The organism is Streptomyces johnsoniae, assembly GCF_031845565.1.
Classification (GTDB): domain Bacteria; phylum Actinomycetota; class Actinomycetes; order Streptomycetales; family Streptomycetaceae; genus Streptomyces; species Streptomyces johnsoniae.
This window is the reverse complement of the sequence record NZ_JAVREV010000017.1, coordinates 1-20,929: the sequence shown is the minus strand read 5'-3', so window position 1 is coordinate 20,929 and position 20,929 is coordinate 1. Positions and strand designations below refer to the sequence as shown.

At 73.5% G+C, this 20,929-nt stretch carries 17 protein-coding genes and 2 pseudogenes; 8 read left to right on the top strand and 11 right to left on the bottom strand.

Annotation, left to right across the window (positions count from 1 at the left end; all coding sequences use genetic code 11):
* Positions 1-153: 153 nt before the first annotated feature.
* The 3 genes and pseudogenes from RM779_RS26320 to dxs form a co-directional block, all read left to right on the top strand.
* Positions 154-918 (top strand): annotated as a pseudogene (locus tag RM779_RS26320) (ATP-binding cassette domain-containing protein); the annotation flags it as partial.
* A 116-nt stretch (positions 919-1,034) separates the two neighbouring features.
* On the top strand, positions 1,035-2,336 hold the full coding sequence (locus tag RM779_RS26315) for a sugar ABC transporter permease (protein ID WP_311620246.1): 1,302 nt from the start codon (positions 1,035-1,037) through the stop codon (positions 2,334-2,336).
* Positions 2,337-2,488: 152 nt separating this feature from the next.
* Positions 2,489-4,408, top strand: coding sequence for a 1-deoxy-D-xylulose-5-phosphate synthase (gene dxs / locus RM779_RS26310; protein WP_311620245.1), 1,920 nt, complete (start codon positions 2,489-2,491; stop codon positions 4,406-4,408).
* Between the two features lie 60 nt (positions 4,409-4,468).
* On the opposite strand, the gene RM779_RS26305 is transcribed toward dxs, so the two are convergent.
* From RM779_RS26305 to RM779_RS26280, 6 genes are all read right to left on the bottom strand, one after another.
* Positions 4,469-4,879 carry a VOC family protein gene (locus RM779_RS26305; RefSeq protein ID WP_311620244.1) on the bottom strand — a complete coding sequence of 137 codons (411 nt, stop codon included), beginning with the start codon at positions 4,877-4,879 and terminating at the stop codon, positions 4,469-4,471.
* 167 nt (positions 4,880-5,046) lie between these two features.
* On the bottom strand, positions 5,047-7,185 hold the full coding sequence (locus RM779_RS26300; RefSeq protein WP_311620243.1) for a 3-hydroxyacyl-CoA dehydrogenase NAD-binding domain-containing protein: 2,139 nt from the start codon (positions 7,183-7,185) through the stop codon (positions 5,047-5,049).
* A gap of 233 nt (positions 7,186-7,418) precedes the next feature.
* The gene (locus RM779_RS26295) at positions 7,419-8,633 is read right to left on the bottom strand and encodes a thiolase family protein (RefSeq protein WP_311620241.1); all 1,215 of its coding nucleotides are present in this window, start codon (positions 8,631-8,633) and stop codon (positions 7,419-7,421) included.
* A gap of 136 nt (positions 8,634-8,769) precedes the next feature.
* Entirely contained in the window at positions 8,770-10,032 is a 1,263-nt protein-coding gene (locus RM779_RS26290) for an HRDC domain-containing protein (RefSeq protein ID WP_311620240.1), read from the bottom strand.
* Between the two features lie 121 nt (positions 10,033-10,153).
* Complete coding sequence (locus RM779_RS26285) at positions 10,154-10,813, bottom strand: response regulator transcription factor (protein ID WP_077058382.1); 660 nt, start codon at positions 10,811-10,813, stop codon at positions 10,154-10,156.
* A 175-nt stretch (positions 10,814-10,988) separates the two neighbouring features.
* Entirely contained in the window at positions 10,989-11,579 is a 591-nt protein-coding gene (locus RM779_RS26280; protein ID WP_311620239.1) for a DUF3000 domain-containing protein, read from the bottom strand.
* 40 nt (positions 11,580-11,619) lie between these two features.
* On the opposite strand from RM779_RS26280, the gene hemE reads away from it, so the two are divergent.
* The gene (gene hemE, locus RM779_RS26275; RefSeq protein WP_394813392.1) at positions 11,620-12,747 is read left to right on the top strand and encodes a uroporphyrinogen decarboxylase; all 1,128 of its coding nucleotides are present in this window, start codon (positions 11,620-11,622) and stop codon (positions 12,745-12,747) included.
* Here hemE and RM779_RS26270 read toward each other — a convergent pair.
* Positions 12,744-13,772: a DUF4349 domain-containing protein gene (locus tag RM779_RS26270; RefSeq protein ID WP_311620237.1), complete on the bottom strand. Its 1,029-nt coding sequence runs from the start codon at positions 13,770-13,772 to the stop codon at positions 12,744-12,746. The genes hemE and RM779_RS26270 overlap by 4 nt on opposite strands.
* Positions 13,773-13,900: 128 nt before the next feature.
* Here RM779_RS26270 and hemG point away from each other — a divergent pair, with 128 nt between their 5' ends.
* Together hemG and hemQ are read left to right on the top strand one after the other, a co-directional pair.
* The gene (hemG, locus tag RM779_RS26265; protein WP_311620236.1) at positions 13,901-15,304 is read left to right on the top strand and encodes a protoporphyrinogen oxidase; all 1,404 of its coding nucleotides are present in this window, start codon (positions 13,901-13,903) and stop codon (positions 15,302-15,304) included.
* A gap of 4 nt (positions 15,305-15,308) precedes the next feature.
* A complete protein-coding gene (gene hemQ / locus RM779_RS26260; RefSeq protein ID WP_077058378.1) occupies positions 15,309-16,019 on the top strand; it encodes a hydrogen peroxide-dependent heme synthase in 711 nt (236 codons plus the stop codon).
* 67 nt (positions 16,020-16,086) lie between these two features.
* On the opposite strand, the gene RM779_RS26255 is transcribed toward hemQ, so the two are convergent.
* Entirely contained in the window at positions 16,087-16,545 is a 459-nt protein-coding gene (locus RM779_RS26255) for a hypothetical protein (protein ID WP_311620235.1), read from the bottom strand.
* Positions 16,546-16,930: 385 nt separating this feature from the next.
* Positions 16,931-17,149, bottom strand: a pseudogene (locus RM779_RS33780) (RNA polymerase sigma factor); the annotation flags it as partial.
* A gap of 438 nt (positions 17,150-17,587) precedes the next feature.
* On the opposite strand from RM779_RS33780, the gene RM779_RS26250 reads away from it, so the two are divergent.
* Both RM779_RS26250 and RM779_RS26245 read left to right on the top strand, forming a co-directional pair.
* Complete coding sequence (locus RM779_RS26250; RefSeq protein ID WP_311620234.1) at positions 17,588-18,403, top strand: ABC transporter ATP-binding protein; 816 nt, start codon at positions 17,588-17,590, stop codon at positions 18,401-18,403.
* A 5-nt stretch (positions 18,404-18,408) separates the two neighbouring features.
* On the top strand, positions 18,409-19,077 hold the full coding sequence (locus RM779_RS26245; protein ID WP_311620358.1) for an ABC transporter: 669 nt from the start codon (positions 18,409-18,411) through the stop codon (positions 19,075-19,077).
* A 32-nt stretch (positions 19,078-19,109) separates the two neighbouring features.
* Here RM779_RS26245 and RM779_RS26240 read toward each other — a convergent pair whose 3' ends face one another.
* Both RM779_RS26240 and zapE read right to left on the bottom strand, forming a co-directional pair.
* Entirely contained in the window at positions 19,110-20,009 is a 900-nt protein-coding gene (locus tag RM779_RS26240; protein ID WP_311620233.1) for a PPK2 family polyphosphate kinase, read from the bottom strand.
* 47 nt (positions 20,010-20,056) lie between these two features.
* Positions 20,057-20,929, bottom strand: an 873-nt coding sequence (gene zapE, locus RM779_RS26235) for a cell division protein ZapE (protein ID WP_311620232.1), incomplete at its 5' end; no start/stop codon positions are given.

The window sequence follows — 20,929 nt, the reverse complement described above, 5'->3', positions numbered from 1 at the left end:
CCGGCCACCGGGCCGCCGCACCGCACCACCACTCCCGAAGGCCGTCACCCGTCACCCGGACGGCCCGGGCCCTGCGCCCGCCGTGCCGCCGCCGGCCGCCATCACCGGCCGGCGGCAGGCCGGGCGCGAACACCCTCATGCAAGGAGGTTCAGTTGACCGCCGCACCCGTCCTGGCCCTGCGCGGCGTCTCCAAGCGGTTCGGCGCCGTCCAGGCGCTCACCGACGTCGACCTGGAGATCCGCCCCGGCGAAGTCACCGCCCTGGTGGGTGACAACGGAGCCGGGAAATCCACCCTCGTGAAGACGATCGCCGGGGTTCACCCCATCGATTCGGGCACCATCACGTGGAAGGGCGACCCCGTCCGTATCACCCGCCCCCACGACGCCCAGGAGCTGGGCATCGCGACCGTCTACCAGGACCTCGCGCTGTGCGACAACCTCGACGTCGTCGCCAACCTCTTCCTCGGCCGGGAGATACGCAGCCGCCACATCCTCGACCAGGTCGCCATGGAACAGCGCGCGAAGGAACTGCTGGACACCCTGTCCATCCGCATCCCCAGCGTGCGCATCCCCGTCGCGTCCCTCTCCGGCGGCCAGCGGCAGGTCGTCGCCATCGCCCGCGCCCTGGTCGGCTCCCCCGAGGTGGTCATCCTCGACGAGCCCACCGCGGCCCTCGGCGTCGAGCAGACGGCGCAGGTCCTCGATCTCGTCGAACGGCTGCGCGACCGCGGCCTCGCCGTCATCCTCATCAGCCACAACATGGCCGAGGTCCAGGCCGTCGCCGACGACATCATCGTGCTGCGGCTCGGCCGGAACAACGGCGTCTTCTCCGCCGCCACCACCACGGGCGAGCAGATCATCTCCGCGATCACCGGCGCGGCCGACAACGCCGTGGTGCGCAGGCAGCGCAGGACCACCCCGGAGCAGGAGCAGGAGCAGGAGCAGGAGCGGGCGTCGGAAGACAGCACCGACGGGGCCGACGGCGCCACCGGCGCCACCGGCACCACCGGCACGGAAGAAACGCAGGAGGCACCGTGAGCGACGTCCCTCGCGAGAAGCAGGCGTCCCCCGGGCCGGCCACGGCACAGGACTCACCCGCCACCGCGCCGGGCGCGGACCTCGCCCCCGACCCGCGGCTGCTGGTGCGCGAACGGGGTCTGGCCGGCTACCTGGAGGACTTCCGCCGCCGGATACGAGGCGGTGAACTCGGCTCCATCCCCGTCGTGGTCGGCGTCATCCTCATCGCCATCATCTTCGAGGCCGAGACCGGCAGCTTCCTCACCCCGCGCAACCTGACCAACATCGCCATCTACATCGCGGGCCCCGGCATCATGGCCGTGGGCATCGTCCTGGTCCTCCTGCTGGGCGAGATCGACCTGTCCATCGGCTCCATGGCCGGACTCTCCGCGGCGATCTGGGCGGTGCTCTCGGTCACGCACGGCGTGAACGACCTGCTCGCCATCCTGCTCGCGCTCGGTGCGGGTGCCGTCGTCGGCACCATCCACGGCTTCTTCTTCGCCAGAATCGGCGTCCCCGCCTTCGTCGTCACCCTGGCCGGCTTCCTCGGCTGGAGCGGCCTGCAGATCTGGGTGATGGGCGACGAGGGCACCATCAACACGCCGCGCGACAGCCTGGTCCGCGACTTCCGCGACTTCTACTTCAGCGATATCGCCGCCGCGTACTCGCTGGCCACCGTCATCACCGCCGGCTACCTCCTCGCGCTGTGGCGCCACGAGCGCCGCCGCCAGGCCGCGGGGCTGCCCACCCGGCCGACGAGCGAGATCCTGCTGCGCGGCGGCCTGGTTGCGGCCGCGGCGTTCATCACCGCCTACACCCTCAACCAGCACCGCGGCCTCCCGCTCGCGCTGGTCATCTTCCTCGCGGTGCTGCTGCTCGCCGACTTCATGGTCCGCCGCACCACCTACGGGCGGCAGATCTTTGCCGTCGGCGGCAACGCGGAGGCGGCGCGCCGCGCCGGGATCAACGTGGAACGCGTCCGGATGACCGTCTTCACCATCGCGGGCACCCTCGCGGCGTTCGGCGGTCTGTTCTTCGCCGCCCAGTCCGGCGGCGCCGCCAAGAACCTGGGCTCCGGCAATCTGCTGATGAACGTCATCGCCGCCGCGGTCATCGGCGGCACGAGCCTCTTCGGCGGACGCGGCTGGGTCTGGTCGGCCCTGCTCGGCACGCTGGTCATCCAGTCCATCACCACCGGGCTGAACCTCATGGGCATGTCGAGCGAGATCCAGTACATGATCACGGGTGCCGTCCTGCTGATCGCGGTCGTTCTCGACTCGGTCTCCAGGCGCACACAACGAACAGCCGGGCGAACATGACCGGTCACTGACCAGCCCGGGCTGCGCCATGCGGCCCGGGCTGTGGCGCGTTGGTGACGTATCTCGCATCCTGAGACCATGGGGGTCCAAGAGGGAACACTAAACTCGTCGGACGGCCATCCGTCGAAGCCCCCCGACCGCAAGGAGGAACGGTGCCGCTGCTGACCCGTATCTCGGGACCGCGCGATCTCGACCGGCTCACCTTCGAGCAACTGACCCGGCTCGCCGGGGAGATCCGCTCCTTCCTCATCGACGCGGTCGCCAGAACCGGTGGCCACCTCGGCCCCAACCTGGGCGTCGTCGAGCTGACCATCGCGCTCCACCGCGTGTTCGACTCACCCGCGGACCGGATTCTGTGGGACACCGGACACCAGAGCTACGTGCACAAGCTGATCACCGGCAGGCGTGACTTCTCCGCGCTTCGGGCGAAAGGCGGCCTTTCCGGATATCCTTCGCGGGCCGAATCCGAGCACGACGTGATCGAAAACAGTCACGCCTCGACCGTTCTGGGCTGGGCCGACGGGCTCGCCAAGGCCAACCAGCTCCAGGACAACGGCAGGCACGTGGTCGCCGTCACGGGCGACGGCGCCCTCACCGGCGGCATGGCCTGGGAGGCGCTGAACAACATCGCCGCCGCCAAGGACCGGCCGCTCGTCATCGTCGTCAACGACAACGAACGCTCCTACTCGCCCACCATCGGCGGTCTGGCCAACCACCTCGCCACCCTGCGCACCACCGACGGCTACGAGCGCTTCCTCGCCCGCGGCAAGCAGATGCTCAACCGCACCCCCGTCGTCGGGCGCCCCCTCTACGGGACCCTGCACGGCGCCAAGAAGGGGCTGAAGGACGTCATCGCCCCCCAGGGGATGTTCGAGGACCTGGGCCTGAAGTACGTCGGCCCGATCGACGGGCACGACCTGGCGGCCCTGGAGTCCGCCCTCCAGCGCGCCAAGCGCTTCGGCGGCCCCGTCATCGTGCACTGTCTCACCGAGAAGGGCCGCGGCTACCAGCCCGCCCGCGAGGACGAGGCCGACCAGTTCCACTCGGTCGGCGTCATCCACCCGGACACCGGCCTGCCCGTGGCCGCCTCGGGCGCCGACTGGACCTCCGTCTTCGGCGAGGAGATCCTCAAGCTCGGCCACGAGCGCGAGGACATCGTGGCCATCACCGCCGCCATGCTCCGTCCCGTCGGCCTGCACGCCTTCGCCGAGGCGTTCCCCGACCGGGTCTTCGACGTCGGCATCGCCGAGCAGCACGGGGCGGTCTCCGCCGCCGGGCTCGCCACCGGCGGGCTGCACCCCGTCTTCGCCGTCTACGCGACGTTCCTCAACCGCGCCTTCGACCAGCTGCTGATGGACGTCGCGCTGCACCGCTGCGGCGTCACGTTCGTCCTGGACCGGGCCGGGATCACCGGGCCCGACGGGGCCTCGCACCACGGCATGTGGGACATGTCCATCCTCCAGTGCGTGCCCGGGCTGCGCCTCGCCGCTCCCCGCGACGCCGATCAGCTGCGCGCCCAGCTCCGCGAGGCCGTCGAGGTGAAGGACGCGCCCACCGTGGTGCGCTACTCCCGCGGCAAGGTCGCGGCCCCCGTGCCCGCCGTGGGCACCGTCGGCGGCATGGACATCCTGCGCCACCCCGACAGCGACCGGCCCGACGTGCTCCTGGTGTCCATCGGCGCGCTGGCCCCCGTCTGCCTGGAGGCGGCCGAGCTGCTCGGCCGCCAGGGGATCACCGCCACCGTCGTCGACCCCCGCTGGGTCAAGCCGGTCGACCCGGAGCTGCCCGCCCTGGCCGAACGCCACCGGGTCGTCGTCACCGTGGAGGACAACAGCCGCGCGGGCGGCGTCGGCTCGGCCGTGGCGCAGGCCCTGCGCGACGCCGGCGTCGACATCCCCCTGCGCGACTTCGGCATCCCGGCCCGCTTCCTCGAACACGGCAGCCGCGAACAGGTGCTCGCCGAAATCGGCCTCACAGGACCTGACATCGCCCGCCAGATCACCGGCCTGGTGTCCCGCCTCGACAGCCGGTACGAGGACACCGAAGCGGCCTCGCGCCTCACCACCGACTGACCAGGACCGCCCGGCACGGCCGGACGGCCCCGCGCCACCCCCGCGGGCCTCCGGCCGTGCTCAGCTCTGCTCCTGCATCGCGGACATGTCCATCCAGGTGACCTCCCAGTGGTGGCCGTCCGGGTCCTCGAAGGCCCGCCCGTACATGAACCCGTGGTCCTGCGTCTCGCCGGTCGGCTGCCCGCCCGAGGCCAGCGCCCGGTCCACCAGCTCGTCCACCTGCTCGCGGCTGTCGGCGCTCAGCGCGATCATCACCTCCGACGTCTCGTGGGCGTCGGCGATCTTCTTCTTCGTGAACGTCCCGTAGAACGACTCGACCAGCAGCATCACGATGATGTTGTCGCTGATCACCAGGGAGGCGGCGTTCTCGTCCGAGAACTGCGGGTCGAAGGAGTAGCCCAGCTTGGTGAAGAAGTCCCGGGAGCGGGGCAGGTCCCGCACGGGCAGGTTGATGAAGATCTTGGTCGACACGGTGGTCTCTTCTCTCTCGTGGTCGGCCCTCGTGGGCCGTCACACAATAAGACCCGCGCCCTTTCCCTAACTCATCGCTCCACGCCGGGAAATCCGCAGAAGTTTGTCCACGACGAACGGCGGCACCCGGCCAGGGCCGGATGCCGCCGTTCCCGCGAAGTCCCGCGTCACTCGGGAACGCTCGCCACGCCCGCGGGCAGCAGCCGCCGCCCCAGGACGCGCCGCGAGACCCCGGAGCTGTCCAGGTACGGGGTGATGCCGCCCAGGTGGAACGGCCAGCCCGCGCCGGTGATCAGACACAGGTCGATGTCCTGCGCCTCCGCGACCACGCCCTCCTCCAGCATCAGGCCGATCTCCTCGGCGATCGCGTCCAGCGCCCGCGCGCGGACCTGCTCCTCGCTCTGCACCGCGTCGCCGACCTCGAACAGCGCCGCCACCTCGGGGTCGAGCTCGGGCTTGCCCGCGTCGTGCACGTACAGCGTGCGCTTGCCCGCCTCGACGACGCGGCCGAGATTGGCCGAGACCCGGAAACGTTCCGGGAACGCGGCGCTGAGCGTGCCCGCCACGTGGTGCGCCACCGCGGGCCCCACCAGGTCGAGCAGCACGATCGGCGACATCGGCAGGCCGAGCGGCGCCAGCGCCCGGTCGGCCACCTCCACGGGCGTGCCCTCGTCGATGGCGCCGAGGACCTCCCCCATGAAGCGGGTCAGGATGCGATTGACGACGAACGCCGGCGCGTCCTTCACCAGCACCGCGGACTTCTTCAGCTTCTTGGCCACCGCGAACGCCGTCGCCAGCGACGCCTCGTCGGTGCGCTCGGCCCGCACGACCTCCAGCAGCGGCAGCACGGCCACCGGGTTGAAGAAGTGGAACCCGACCACCCGCTCCGGGTGGGCCAGTTCCGCGGCCATCCCGGTGACCGACAGCGACGAGGTGTTGGTCGCCAGGATCGCGTGCTCAGGCACCACGGCCTCCAGCTCCGCGAACACCCGCCGCTTGAGGGCCGGCTCCTCAAAGACCGCCTCGATGACGAAGTCCGCGTCCGCGAACGCCTCCGCCTTGTCCAGCGAGCCCGTGACCGCGGCCTTCAGCCGGTTGGCCTTGTCCTGGTTGACGCGGCCCTTCAGCAGCAGGAAGTCGACCTGCTCGTGAACCCAGGCCACGCCCTTGTCGATCCGCTCCTGGTCGATGTCGGTGAGTACCACCGGCACCTCCAGACGGCGCGCGAACAGCAGCGCGAGCTGCGAGGCCATCAGGCCCGCGCCCACGATCCCGACCTTCGTCACCGGCCGGGCCAGCGACTTGTCCGGCGCGCCCACCGGGCGCTTGGCACGGCGCTGCACCAGATCGAACGCGTACAGTCCGGCCCGCAGTTCGTCGCCCATGATGAGGTCGGCGAGCGCCACGTCCTCCGCCGCGAACCCGGCCCGCAGGTCCCCGTTGCGCACCTGCTCGATGATGTCGAGCGCACGGTAGGCGGCCGGGGCGGCTCCGTGCACCTTGCCGTCGGCGATCTCCCGGCCGCGCGCCACGGCCCGGTCCCACGCCTCGCCGCGGTCCGGGTCCTGACGGGCCACCTCGATCTCGCCGCGCAGCACGGCCGAGGTCCACAGCAGGGACTGCTCCAGGAAGTCCGCCGCCTCGAACAGGGCATCGGCGATGCCCAGCTCGTACACCTTCTGACCGTTCAGCATGCGGTTCTGGTTCAGCGCGTTCTCGATGATGACCGTGACCGCCCGGTCCGCGCCGATCAGGTTCGGCAGGAGGGTGCAGCCGCCCCACCCGGGCACCAGGCCGAGGAACACCTCGGGCAGTGCGAACGCCGTCACCGCCGCCGACACCGTCCGGTACGTGCAGTGCAGCCCCGCCTCGACGCCGCCGCCGAGCGCGGCACCGTTGTAGTAGGCGAACGTCGGCACCGGCAGCGCCGCGAGGCGGCGGAACACGTCGTGCCCGCCGACCCCGATCGTCAGGGCCTCCTCGTGCCGCCGCAGCACCTTCACGCCCTTGAGGTCGGCGCCCACGGCGAAGACGAACGGCTTCCCCGTCAGCCCGACCCCGACGATCTCACCCGCCGCGGCCTCCGCCTCGACCTGGTCGATCGCCGCGTCGACATTGGCCAGCGAACGCGGCCCGAACGTGGTCGGCTTGGTGTGGTCGAACCCGTTGTCCAGGGTGATGAGGGCGAAGCGCCCCCCGCCGAGCGGCAGGTCCAGATGGCGCACCCTGGCCTCGGTGACCACCTCGTCGGGGAACGCCTCGGCGGCGCCCCTCAACACCTCTGCGGTCCCCTGCGCGTCGCTCACTGCATCTCCTTGACATCCATGGTGGTGTGCGGTCCGGTGGCCGTGCGTGCGTCGCTCACTGTGCCTTTCCGTTCGCTTCTCCGCCCGCACGGCGAGGTGCGGCGTTGGGGGTGGTGTGCGGTTCGGTGGCCGTGCGTGCGTCGCTCACTGTGCCTTTCCGTTCGCTTCTCCGCCCGCACGGCGAGGCGCGGCGTTGGGGGTGGTGTGCGGTCCGGTGGCCGTGCGTGCGTCGCTCACTTGGACTCCCAGTGCGGGTTCTCCCAGACGACCGTCGCCCCCATGCCGAAGCCGACGCACATCGTCGTCAGCCCGTACCTGACCTGCGGGTGGTCCTCGAACTGGCGGGCGAGCTGCGCCATCAGCCGCACACCGGAGGACGCCAGCGGGTGACCGAACGCGATGGCGCCGCCGTACTGGTTCACCCGCGGGTCGTCGTCGGCGATGCCGTAGTGGTCGAGGAACGCGAGCACCTGCACCGCGAACGCCTCGTTGATCTCGAACAGGCCGATGTCCCCGATCGACAGGCCCGCCTTGGCCAGCGCCTTCTCCGTCGCCGGCACGGGACCGAAGCCCATCACCTCGGGCTCGACACCCGCGAACGCGTAGGAGACCAGCCGCATCTTGACCGGCAGATCCAGCTCCCGCGCGACGTCCTCCGCCGCGATGACCGACGCGGTCGCGCCGTCGTTGAGCCCCGCCGAGTTGCCCGCGGTGATCCGCCCGTGCGGCCGGAACGGGGTCTTCAGCGTGGCAAGCCCCTCCAGGGTCGTGCCCGGCCGCATCGGCTCGTCCGCGGTCGCCAGGCCCCAGCCGGTCTCCCCGGCGTCCGGGTTCCCGCGCCGCACCGCGACCGGCACCAGGTCGGACTGGATCTTCCCGTCGGCGTACGCCTTGGCCGCCTTCTCCTGGCTGCGCACCGCGTACTCGTCGGCGCGCGCCTTGGACAGGTGCGGGAAGCGGTCGTGCAGATTTTCCGCCGTCATGCCCATGAACAGGGCGGACTCGTCCACCAGCCGTTCGGAGACGAAGCGCGGATTGGGGTCCACGGCCTCGCCCATCGGGTGGCGGCCCATGTGCTCCACGCCGCCCGCGATGGCGATGTCGGCGGCGCCGAACGCGACCGCGCCCGCCGTCGTCGTCACGGCCGTCAGCGCGCCGGCACACATGCGGTCGATCGAGTAGCCGGGCACGCTCTTGGGCAGCCCGGCCAGGATCGCGGCGGTACGGCCCAAGGTCAGACCCTGATCGCCGATCTGGGTCGTGGCGGCGACCGCCACGTCGTCCACGCGGTCGGGCGGCAGCTGGGGGTTGCGGCGCAGCAGCTCACGGATGCACTTGATGACCAGGTCGTCGGCGCGGGTCTCGTGGTAGATCCCCTTCGGACCTGCCTTGCCGAACGGGGTGCGAACGCCGTCAACGAAGACGACGTCCCTGACGGTACGCGGCACGATGGCTTCTCCTCCACGCCGAGAACAATGGGCCCCACCCATGCTACCCACCGGTAACCAGGTGGCAAGGCGCGGACCTCGCCTCGTCACACCTCACACCGGCCTGTCCCCTCCGGTCACCTCGGCCGTGCGGGCGTCACGCCTCGGCGGCGAGCGCCTGCGCCAGCGAATCGCTGGTCCTCGCGATCTGCCACTCCCGGGCCCCGAGCGCCCGCAGCGCCCCGGCGATCGCCGCCGGCTCCCGGTCGGCGGGCGGCTCCCAGCACAGCCGGCGCACCACGTCGGGGGCCAGCAGATTTTCCTGAGGGAGATTCAGCTCTTCCGCGTGGGCGGTCACCGCCGCCCGCGCCGCGGTGAGGCGGGCCGCGGCGGCCGGGTCCTTCTCCGGCCACGACCGCGGCGGGGGCGGTCCCGACACCTGCTGCCCCGGCTGCGGCAGCTCGGCCTCGGGCAGGGCTCTGGCCCGGTCGACGGCCGTCTGCCAGTGCTGGAGCTGACGGCGGCCCATCCGGTGCCCGAAGCCGTGCAGCCCGGCGAGCGCCCGCGCGTCCACGGGAGCGGCCTGGGCCGCGGCGATGATCGCCGCGTCGCTGAGCACCTTGCCGGGTGACAGATCCCGCCGCTGGGCGACCTGGTCCCGCGCCGTCCACAGCTCCCGCACGATCGCGAGCTGTCGGCGGCGGCGGACCTTGTGCACCCCAGAGGTGCGCCGCCAGGGGTCCTTGCGGGGCGGCGGCGGGGGAGCGGCGGCGATGGCGGCGAACTCCTCGAGCGCCCAGTCGAACTTGCCCTGCCGCGTCAGCTCCTCCTCCAGTGCGTCGCGCAGGTCCACCAGCAGCTCCACGTCCAGGGCCGCGTAGCGCAGCCACGGCTCGGGCAGCGGGCGGCTCGACCAGTCGACGGCGGAGTGCCCCTTCTCCAGGGAGTAGCCGAGCACCGTCTCCACCATCACGCCGAGGCCGACCCGGGCGAACCCGGCCAGCCGCCCGGCCAGCTCGGTGTCGAACAGCCGGGTCGGCACCATACCTATGTCCCGCAGACACGGCAGGTCCTGGGTGGCGGCGTGCAGCACCCACTCCGTGACGGCCAGCTCCCCGCCGAGCGCCCCGAGATCGGGGCACGCCACCGGGTCGATCAGCGCGGTGCCCGCACCGGCCCTGCGCAACTGCACCAGATAGGCCCGCTGCCCGTACCGGTAACCCGAGGCGCGCTCGGCGTCCACGGCGACGGGGCCGCTGCCCGCGGCGAACGCGGCGACGACACCGGCGAGGCTCTCCTCGTCCGCGACCACCGGCGGCACGCCCTCCCGCGGAGCCAGCAGAGGGACCGGCGCCGGGCCTGACGGCTCGGAGGGGGCGAGTCCTGGGTCTGCTGCGGCTGTCTGCTGGGCGTCGGTCACCTGTCAAGGGTAACTGTTCGGCTCATTCATGTGACCTGGGGTGACCTCGGGCTCACCGAGAGCGCGAAAGCCCCCGGCGCCTCGCGGATCGCGAGGCGCCGGGGGCGGAGGAATCGGCGTATCAGTGGATGATGCCGGTGCGCAGGGCCACGGCGACCATGCCGGCCCGGTCGCCGGTGCCCAGCTTGCGGGCGATGCGCGCGAGGTGGCTCTTGACGGTCAGGGCGGAAAGCCCCATGGAGACCCCGATGGCCTTGTTCGACTGGCCCTCCGCCACCAGTCGCAGGACCTCGACCTCGCGGCCCGACAGTTCGCGGAAGCCGCCCGGGTGCGCGGGGCCGCCCGGCTGGCGGCGGTGCATCCGGGCCGCGGCGCCGATGTGCGCGGCACCGTGCCGGGTGGGCGGGCCCAGATTGTTGCGGGTCCCGGTGACGACATAGCCCTTGACGCCACCGGCGAGCGCGTTGCGCACCGCGCCGATGTCGTCGGCCGCCGACAGGGCGAGCCCGTTGGGCCAGCCCGCGGCCCTGGTCTCGGACAGCAGGGTCAGCCCCGAACCGTCGGGGAGATGAACGTCGGCTACGCAGATGTCGCGCGGGTTGGCGACTCGGGGGCGAGCCTCCGCGATGGACGACGCCTCGATCACATCCCGCACGCCGAGGGCCCACAGGTGGCGGGTCACGGTGGAACGGACCCGGGGGTCGGCCACGACGACCATGGCGGTGGGCTTGTTGGGGCGGTAGGCGACGAGGCTTGTGGGGTGCTCAAGAAGAACAGACACCGGGCCTCCCGGGGTGGGATGGGGAAGGACGGATCAGACTTCTCGGGAGAAGTCGGGGCGATCCGGATGGAAGGGTCACTGAATCCTTCGGCAAGAAGTTGCGCCGCCTTTAGGAAATGATCACGAACCGGTGATTCGTCATCCCGGCCCCGCCCGGGACCGCCGGGTCCCCGCCTCAGACCGGGCGCGGCCCACGGCGCCGCGGCAGCGCCGTCACGGCCGGGCCCTGGGTCTCCGGCGGAAGCCCGGCGCACTGCGCGAGCAGATCGCACCACGCGAGCAGGTGCCCGCCGGTGTCCTCCGGCCCGGCGGGCGTCCATGAGGCGCGCAGTTCGAGCTCGGCGCGCGCCGGACGGTCCGCCAGGCCCCCGAAGAAACTCGAACCGGCCCTGGTGACCGTCCCGTTCGGCTCCCAGTGGTCGAGCCCGCGGCCGTGCAGCGACTCCGTCAGCCAGGACCAGGCCACCTCGGGCAGCAGCGGATCGCCCGCCAGCTCGGGTTCGAGGTCGGCGCGGGCGAGGGTCACCACCCGGAAGTCGCCCCGCCAGCTCTCGTCACCCGCCGGGTCGTGCAGCAGGACGAACCGGCCGTCGGCCAGCTCCTCCCCGTCCACGGCGACCGTCGCCCCCAGCGCGTGCACGAACGGCGCCAGCCGCCGCGGCGGCGGCAGCGGCGAAACCGCCACCTCGGTCCGCGGCCGCGCCGCGCCGAGCGCCGCGACCGCCTGCCGGAAGGCCGACGGCACCCCCGCACCGGGGTCAGTCATGTCTCCGGACTCCTCCGTCTGATCGGTACGAGACGCTGCCATGGCCGGTAACACTAGGGGGCCGTGCGCCGGGGGGCCGGTAGCCACACCCGTTCGTGACGGTCAATCCGCGGGGCGTGCGAGACTTCTCCGTGTGACAGTGACCGACTCCCCCTTCCTGCGGGCCTGCCGCCGCGAGCCGGTGCCGCACACGCCCGTGTGGTTCATGCGCCAGGCCGGGCGTTCGCTTCCCGAGTACCGCAAGGTGCGCGAGGGCATTCCCATGCTCGACTCGTGCATGCGGCCGGAGCTGGTCGCGGAGATCACCCTGCAACCGGTGCGCAGGCACCGGGTGGACGCCGCCGTCTACTTCAGCGACATCGTGGTGCCGCTCAAGGCCATCGGCGTCGACCTCGACATCAAGCCCGGCGTCGGACCGGTCGTCGCCCGGCCCTTCCGCAGCCGAGCCGACCTCGACCGGCTGCGCCCGCTGGAGCCGGACGACGTGGCATACGTGACCGAGGCCATCGGCCTGGTCACGGCCGAGCTGGGCGCGACTCCGCTCATCGGGTTCGCCGGGGCGCCCTTCACCCTCGCCAGTTACCTGGTCGAGGGCGGCCCCTCGCGCAACCACGAGCACACCAAGGCCCTCATGTACGGCGACCCGCAGCTGTGGGCCGACCTGCTTGACCGGCTCGCCGGGATCACCGCGGCCTTCCTGAGCGTGCAGATCGAGGCCGGTGTCGCCGCGGTGCAGCTCTTCGACTCCTGGGTGGGGGCGCTGGCCCCGGCCGACTACCGGCGCGCCGTACTGCCCGCCTCGGCCAAGGTGTTCGAGGCGGTCGCCGGGCGCGGGGTGCCGCGTATCCACTTCGGCGTCGGCACCGGCGAGCTGCTCGGCCTCCTCGGCGAGGCGGGCGCGGACGTCGTCGGCGTCGACTGGCGGGTACCGCTGGACGAGGCGGCCCGCCGGGTCGGCCCCGGCAAGGCACTCCAGGGCAACCTCGACCCCGCCGTCCTCTTCGCCCCGCGCGAGGCGGTCGAGGCGCAGGCCGGACGGGTGCTGGACGCCGCGGCCGGGCTGCCGGGACACATCTTCAACCTGGGGCACGGGGTGCTCCCCGACACCGATCCCGACGCCCTCACCCGGCTGACCGCCTTCGTACACGAGCGGACCGCCCGTTCCTAGGGGCCCTGCGGCCCGGCACCCGGTGCCGGTCCTGGGGCGGCCGCGGGGGTGGTGGTGGGACGCCGGGCGAGCCGGCCGGCGGCCAGGCGCCAGCCCAGCAGGATGAGCGCGAGCAGCGCGAGGAACGGCAGCGCCGCGCTCAGCACGGCCGCGAGCCAGGTGAGCGAGGTGACGAACGCGTCCCAGCCGCCGCTCAGCCCGCCGAGCACGGAGGGCCCGGCCTCGTCCTCGTCCTCCTCCTCCCGCGCCGGCGCGTCCGGCTCGCGCAGTTCGAGGGCGATCGTCGCCAGGCCGGTCCTGTCCCGAAGGGCCTCGAACTGGGACTGGAGCGACTCCAGATCGGCCTGCCGGGTGCTCAGCTCCGACTCGATGTCGACGATGTCGTCGATCGACCCGGCCTGTTCGAGCAGCCCTCTGATCCGCTCGACGCTCTCCTCCTGGGTCGCGATGCGGCTCTCCACGTCCACGACCTGATCGGTGACGTCCTCGGTGGTCACCTCGCGGTGCTCCAGCTCGCCGAGCCCGGACACGTTCGTGAGCAGTTCTTCGTAACGGTCGGCCGGCACCTTCAGGGTGACGTGCGAGATCTCGCTGCCCGCCGCGTCCCGTTCCGTGTTCTCGCCGGCGACATAGCCGCCGGCAGCGGCGGCGAGGTCCACGGCGCGGTCGTACTGCTCCGCCACGTCCTCGGTGGCGACGACGACCCGCGCGGTGCGTATCAGGTGCGCCTGCAGCACGGCGGGGTCCGAGGCCGCCCTGGCCGGTGCCTCGTCCCCCTCCGCCGTCTCCGCCGTCTCCGCCGCCTCCCCGGCGCCCGGCGCTTCCGCCGCGGAACCGTCGTCCTGCCCCGGCTCGGCGCCGGCCTCCTGCTCCGGCGCCATGTCCGCCGCCGCTTCGCTGCCGCCCCCGTTGTCCGTGCCGTCCCCGTCGGACGACGTGCACGCGCTGAGCGCGAGCAGCGCCGCCACGGGCAGGGCCGTGAGTGCCGCGGCGCGTCTCGCGCGCCGCCCCGGTCGTTCGTGCATGGCCATGACCCCCTCAACTCAAGTTCTCAAGGCGCCGGTTGGACGGAGGCGGGGGCAGCGGGGTTGCGGTGGCCGGTTCCGATGAGGTCACGCGCAGGACTCGGTTGGGAGTCTGGAAGAGTGGACCCATGCATGTGATCGTCGTCGGCGGCGGGATCTCCGGCCTGGCTGCCGCTCACCGGCTGCTGGCCGCCGGGCTCCGCGTCACCGTGATCGAGGGTTCGGAGCGCTTCGGCGGCAAGCTGCGGGCGGGACGGGTCGCCGGCCTCCGCGTCGACCTGGGGGCCGAGTCGATCCTCGCCAGGCGCCCCGAGGGCATCGAGCTGGCGCGGGCCGTCGGGCTCGGCGAGGCACTGCACCCGCCGGCGCTCGCCGGCGCCGCGATCTGGACCAGAGGCGCCCTGCGGCCCATGCCGCAGAGCCAGGTGATGGGCGTGCCCTCGACGGCCGCCGCGCTGGCCGGGGTGCTCTCCGACGCCGGGCTCGCTCAGATCGCCCGCGACACCGAGCTGCCGCCGCTGCACATCGGCGAGGACGCCGCCGTCGGCACCCTCGTCGCCGAACGCATGGGCCACGAGGTCGTGGACCGGCTGGTCGAGCCGCTGCTCGGCGGCGTCTACGCGGGGGACGCCTACCGGATCTCGCTGCGCTCCGCCGTGCCCAAGCTGTACGAGGCGGCGCGCGAGCACGACTCGCTGCTCGCCGCCGTCCGCGCCCTCCAGCGGCAGCCCACGGACCGCGCGCCGGGCGGACCGGTGTTCACCGGCATCGAGGGCGGCATCGCCACGCTGGCCGAGGCCGTGGCCGAGGACTGCCGCAGCAAGGGCGCGGGCATGGAGACCGGCGTGGCCGTCACCGGGCTGCGCCGCACCGCACGCGGCTGGGCCGCGGCGCTGGACGACGGCCGTTCGCTGGTCGCGGACGGTGTGGTGCTGGCCGTGCCCGCGGGGGCCGCGGGCCGGCTGCTCGCGGCCGAGGCGCCGGCCGCCGCCGGGGAGCTGGCGGCCGTCGAGTACGCCTCCATGGCCATCGTCACCCTCGCCTTCCGCCGCGCTGACCTGGCCAGGCTGCCGCGGGGCAGCGGCTTCCTGGTGCCGGCCGTGGACGGCCGCACCATCAAGGCCGCCACGTTCACCAGCGGCAAGTGGGACTGGGCGGCGGCGGCCGATCCCGACCTCTTCCTGCTGCGCGCGTCCATCGGCCGCCACGGCGAGGAGGGCCCGCTCGGCTGGGAGGACGCGGACCTGGTGCGCGCCGCGCTGGGCGACCTCGACGAGGCGGCGGGCCTGTCCGCGGAGCCCGTCGGCTCCGAGGTAACGCGCTGGCTCGGGGCCCTGCCGCAGTACACCGTCGGGCACCACGCCCGCGTGGCGCGGGTCCGCAGCTACCTGTCCGGCGTTCCCGGGCTCGCCCTGTGCGGCGCGGCGTACGACGGCATCGGCATCCCCGCCTGCATCGCCGGCGCGACGCAGGCCGTCGGCGAGCTGCTGCGGACCCTGCCGACCGGGCCGCGGGACGAGGCAGGAGAATAGCCGCATGACCGCTGAAGCAGAAAAGTCCGTGGGCAAGCGCGCCAAGGAGCTGAACGACACCATCCGTTACACCCTGTGGTCGGTCTTCCGGCTGCGCGACGTGCTGCCGGACGACCGTGCCGGGTATGCCGACGAGGTGACGGAGCTTTTCGCACAGCTGGCCGCCAAGGACGTCACGGTGCGCGGCACCTACGACGTGTCGGGGCTGCGGGCCGACGCCGACGTGATGATCTGGTGGCACGCGGCGACCGCGGACGCGCTCCAGGAGGCGTACAACCGCTTCCGCCGCACCCGCCTGGGCCGGGCCCTGGCGCCGGTGTGGTCCAATATGGCGCTGCACCGCCCCGCCGAGTTCAACAAGGCGCACATCCCGGCGTTCCTCGCGGACGAGACGCCGCGGAACTACGTGAGCGTCTACCCGTTCGTTCGCTCTTACGAGTGGTACCTGCTGCCCGACGAGGACCGGCGGACGATGCTCGCCGACCACGGCCGGATGGCCCGCGGCTACCCGGACGTCAGGGCGAACACCGTGGCTTCCTTCTCGCTCGGCGACTACGAGTGGATTCTCGCCTTCGAGGCCGACGAGCTGCACCGCATCGTCGACCTCATGCGGCACCTGCGCGGCTCGGAGGCCAGGCGCCACGTCCGCGAGGAGGTCCCCTTCTTCACCGGCCGCCGCAAACCGGTCGCCGAGCTGGTCGCCCAGCTGGCCTGACGTGCGGCCGGGCCGCGCGCCGCACCCCGGCGGAGGGGGAGCGGTGCGCGGCCCGGCGTCGGCCGGCTCAGCGCGCGGCGATCTCGTAGCCGCGGATCACCGTCTGGTCCAGGGCCGTGCCGTCCTCGGTGGTCACCGAGGCCCGCAGCGAGACGAATCCGTCGCCGGGCGGGTGGACGACCTCGGCGACGTGTCCGTCGCCGTCGGCGGTCACCGCCAGCGGCTGCCAGGTCTCGCCGTCGTCGAACGACGCCTGGAGGGCGAGGTCCGCCACCGGGGCCGACGCGTTGCCCTGCCAGCCGTCGAGGCCGAGCCGCAGGCTGAACGGCTCACCGGCGGGGGCCCGGTTCTCCAGGTCGAACGCGCCGTCGATGCGCAGCGTCGGCAGCGGCAGAATCCCCTGGTCCCCGTTCTGGCCCGGGGCCTGCGAGACGAAGGACCAGCGGGCGTTGACCTCGGCGGGGCCCGAGGACCGGCCGGCGTCCCTGGCGGCGGTCAGCTCCAGACGCCGAACCGACGGCGGCATCCACGTTGAGGAGCAGCAGCCGCTCGCTCCGGATGGCGGCGAACACCGCGGGGCCCCCGGCTGCCTTTCCCCACGCCCGCACGTGGTGCCCGCCCGCTTCGTAGCTCCCGGGCAGCAATGCGGTTTCCGCCGACGTCGCCGCTTCGCCCGGGGGTGGCGGAGCAGGTGCGAACGCCAGGCGATGGGATCGCCGCCCGGCGGCGTCGCCGACAGCATGCGGGTCGTGGTCCCGGGCACCGGGCCGGTGGGGGTCGGCGGGAACGTCAGAGTGCCGCCCTCGCCCCACTCCGGCAGCGCCACCGCGCGTCCCCAGCCGCCTTCGAGGCCGGTGTCCCGGGCGCCGTGGACCCGGGTCTCGACCGCGGCGAGATCGCCGTCGGCGCCCTCTGCGCCAGCGGGAACGCACTTCGTTCACCGCGACCCGGTGGAGCCACGCCGCGGGGTTGTCGGCCTCGGCGGCGGCGGGCCATCCGGCGAGCGCACGGGCGAACGACTCGGCCACCGCCTCCTCGGCGAGGTCCCGGTCGCCGATGGTCAGCGCCACCGTCCTGTACACCCGCGGCCACAGCGCCGCGTACCAGCCCGCGAACTCGGTTTCGCGCATCGTCCTCCTCGGCCTGTCCCGACGGTGACGTGACGTTCGAGGACCGCGAAATGTTGAGTCCTGCGCGAAAAAAATCCGGACCGGCCGGGTCGGAGCGAGCCGTCGGGCTTGGCGTCGTCCGCCACGTGCGCGTCGGCCGGCGCGTCCTGCGCGGTCCGCACATTCTCGTGGCGCGCGTCCGGCGCGTCCCTGGTGCGGGGCATCGGCAGCGGGTGCCCCACCTCGATGCGCGGCGTGCCGGTCGGCGGTCCGCCGGCACGTTCTCCGCGACGGCCCTCCACCCGGTCGATGCCCGGCCGATCCTCGATACCGTCCGCTGGCCGGTACCTGTCCCCAAATGCCATATGGCTGCCCTGCCTTGGACCGACATGCGCGCGGAACGCCGCTCCGGCTCCCGGCCCGGCTCCCTTCGCCGCGCCATCGGATACGGTCGTCGGAATGAGGCTCCAAGGGGTCGGCCGCCGTTACGGGCCGCGCGGGCGGTGGGTGCTGCGCGATGTCGGACTCGACGTTCCGCCGGGGGCGTTGCTGCGCATCGAGGGCGCGAACGGCTGCGGCAAGTCGACCCTGCTGCGCCTGGTCGCCGGGGCCGACGCGCCGAGCCGCGGCCGGATCACCGGCCGTCCGCGGCGCGTGGCCTACGTGCCCGACCGTTTCCCGCCCGCGCTGCCGCTGACGGCCCTCGGCTACCTCACCCGCCTCGGCCGTATCCACGGCCTCGGCCGGCGGGGCGCCGCGGCGGCCGCCGACGCCTGGCTGGCCCGCTTCGCGGCCGAGGAGCACGCCGGAACGCCGCTGCGCGAGCTGTCCAAGGGCAGCTGTCAGAAGGTCGCCGTCGCCCAGGCGTTCCTGGCCGGTCCGGAACTGCTGGTGCTGGACGAGGCGTGGACGGGCCTCGACGGGCAGGCGCGGCGCGTGCTCGACGAGGCCGTCGCGGAGCGCGTGGCCGCGGGCGCGCGCGTCGTCGTCGTGGATCACGCCCCGGCGCGCCCGGCCGGGGCGGGCGCCCGGGTGTACCGCGTCGAGGACGGGCGGCTGTGCGACGCCCCCGCGGCCGGGCGCGAGACGCTGGTCCGGGCCGTGGGCCCGCCGGGGGCTGTGCCGCCGGACGGCCTGCCCGGGGCGCCGCGTTGGCGGCGGGACGGGGGCGGCTACGCCCTGACGGTGCCCGCCGAGCACTCCGACGAGCTGCTCCGCGCGCTGCTCGGTGCTCAACCTCCCTGGCACATCGAGGCGTTGGAGACCCGGCCGTGACCGTGCTGCTGGCGCTGACGCGCTATCAGTCCGCGCTGCTGCTGCGTTCGCACCGCTGGCTCCCGCCGCTGCTGCTGTACGCGGTGCTGCTCGGCGTCGGCGTGCGCGCGGGGGAGCCGGTGCTCGACGGGCTCGGCTTCGCCGCCGCGGCCCTGCTGCCGTCCGCCGCGTGGCTGGTGCGGGTCTGCGTCACGGTGGAGCCCCCGGCCGCCCGCGACTGTGTCACCGCCGCGGCCGGCGGCGCCCGCGCCCACCTGGCGAGCGTGCTGACCGCGCTGCTCGCCTCACTGGTGCTCGGCTGCGCCGCCGCCGGCGCGGTGCTGCTGGCCGGGGACGCGCACGCGCAGGACCGGGCCACCGAGATCCCGCTCCCGCAGGCCGCGGGGGCCGGGCTGCTCGCCGTGCTCGCCTGTGCCCTGGTCGGCACGGCGATCGGCGTGGTGGCCAACCGCCCGCTGCTGCGCAGCCCCGCCTGGTCGGTGCCGGTGACGGCGCTGGCCGCCGTGGTGCTGCTCGCGGCGGGTGCCTCCCCTGCCAACGCGGCGGTGAGCAGCCTGGTCGCCGGCTCCCGGGACGGCCAAGCCCCGTGGCCGCTGTGGCCCTGCGCCGCGGCACTGCTGGTCGCGGCGGCCGTCGTCGCGCCGGTCTGCCTGGCCGCCAGGCGCCGCGGGTAGGGCGCGGCCGACGCCGCCCGTGGCCGCCCGCGTCATTCGGCGAGCAGGCGGGCGCGGGTCCTTTCGGCGTCGAACGTGCCGGACGGGTACTGCGGATCGAGCTGTTCGAGCGTTTCCAGCAGGAGCCGGCTCACCGCCCAGTTGCGGTACCACTTGCGGTCGGCCGGCACCACGTACCAGGGCGCGGCGGCGGACGAACAGTGGCCGAGCGCTGCGGCGTACGCCTCCTGATAGTCGGGCCACCGCGCCCGTTCCGTCAGGTCGTCGGGGCTGAACTTCCAGTGCTTGCGCGGCCGGTCGAGGCGCGCGAGCAGCCGTTCGCGCTGCTCGTCGAAGCCGATGTGCAGGAACACCTTGACGAAGGTGACCCCGTCGTCGGCCAGCATCTGCTCCCAGGCGTTGATCTCCCGGTAGCGGCGCTGCCACACCGGCTCGGGCACCAGCCCGTGCACGCGGGGCACGAGCACGTCCTCGTAGTGCGAACGGTCGAAGATACCGACCTCGCCCGCCCGCGGCAGGCTCCGGTCCACCCGCCACAGGAAATGGTGTGCGCGCTCGGCCTCGGTCGGCGCCTTGAACGCGCGGATGCGGCAGCCGGCCGGGTTGAAGTGCCCGACGACGTGCTTGACCGTGCCGCCCTTGCCCGAGGTGTCCATGCCTTGGAGAACGAGCAGCAGGCGGCGCCGGTCCCCGGCCGTGCCCGCCGCGTACAGCCGCTCCTGGAGCCGGGCCAGGCGGCGCCCGAGGGCGGCGGTCCCGGCGGCGGCCCGCTCCTTCCTCTCCTTCTTCTCCCGCTCCTTCTCCTCGGCCTTTCCGCCGTCGAAGCCGGGGGTGGTGTCCGTCGGCAGGGCGGCCAGATCGGCGGGCCCGCCGACCGGCAGGCGCAGCAGGTCGCGGACGGACGGCTGGTCGGTGTGCGGCTGGGTCCCCATCCCCCGATGATGGTCCCGGCCCCCGAACGGCGCCACCCGGGCGGGACTTACGCTCCCGGAACCCGGCCGGACGGCTCCGCCGCCTCGCGCGCCAGGGCCGTCAGCCGGGAGACGGCGCGGAAGTACTTCTTGCGGTACCCGCCGTTCAGCATCTCCTCGCCGAACAACTGGTCGAACGGCACGCCCGCGGCGAGCACCGGTATCTCGCGGTCGTAGAGCCGGTCCGCGAGCACGACGAGGCGCAGCGCGGTGGCCTGGTCCCGCACCGGCCGCACGCCGGTGAGGCAGACCGCGCTCAGACCGTCGCACAGCGCGCCGTAGCGGCTGGGGTGGACGCGGGCGAGGTGGTCGAGCAGCGCGGGGAAGTCGTCGAGGGACGCGCCGGGCAGCGCGTGCGCGACGCGGACCACCTCGGCGGCCGGCGGTGGGGCGGGTGCCTCGGGCAGGCCGCGGTGCCGGTAGTCCTCGCCGTCGATGCGCAGCGGGCGGAAGTGCGCGGCCAGGCCCTGGATTTCGCGCAGGAAGTCGGCCGCGGCGAAACGGCCCTCGCCCAGCCGGCCGGGCAGCGTGTTGGACGTGGCGGCCAGCGCGACGCCCTCGGTGACCAGCCGGCCGAGCAGGGAGGAGACCAGCACCGTGTCCCCCGGGTCGTCCAGCTCGAACTCGTCGATGCACAGGAGCCGGTGGCCACCGAGCGTGCGTACCGTCTGCTGGAAGCCGAGCGCGCCGGCCAGGTTGGTCAGCTCGACGAAGGTGCAGAACGCCTTGGCCCGCGGCGGCGCGGGCGCCGCGTGCCACAGGGAGGCCAGCAGGTGCGTCTTGCCGACGCCGAAGCCGCCGTCGAGGTACACCCCGCGCGGCTCGGGCGCGGGGCGGGGCCGTGTGCGCCGCGGCCCCAGGCCGCGGCGCCCACGGTCGCC

Coding starts and splice junctions, on each gene's coding strand:
- RM779_RS26280 (WP_311620239.1), bottom strand. CDS start 11,579: ATGACTGACCCCGGTGCGGGGGTGCCGTCGGCCTTCCGGCAGGCGGTC.
- hemE (WP_394813392.1), top strand. CDS start 11,620: ATGGCCGGTAACACTAGGGGGCCGTGCGCCGGGGGGCCGGTAGCCACA.
- RM779_RS26270 (WP_311620237.1), bottom strand. CDS start 13,772: ATGCACGAACGACCGGGGCGGCGCGCGAGACGCGCCGCGGCACTCACG.
- hemG (WP_311620236.1), top strand. CDS start 13,901: ATGCATGTGATCGTCGTCGGCGGCGGGATCTCCGGCCTGGCTGCCGCT.
- hemQ (WP_077058378.1), top strand. CDS start 15,309: ATGACCGCTGAAGCAGAAAAGTCCGTGGGCAAGCGCGCCAAGGAGCTG.
- RM779_RS26255 (WP_311620235.1), bottom strand. CDS start 16,545: ATGCCGCCGTCGGTTCGGCGTCTGGAGCTGACCGCCGCCAGGGACGCC.
- RM779_RS26250 (WP_311620234.1), top strand. CDS start 17,588: ATGAGGCTCCAAGGGGTCGGCCGCCGTTACGGGCCGCGCGGGCGGTGG.
- RM779_RS26240 (WP_311620233.1), bottom strand. CDS start 20,009: ATGGGGACCCAGCCGCACACCGACCAGCCGTCCGTCCGCGACCTGCTG.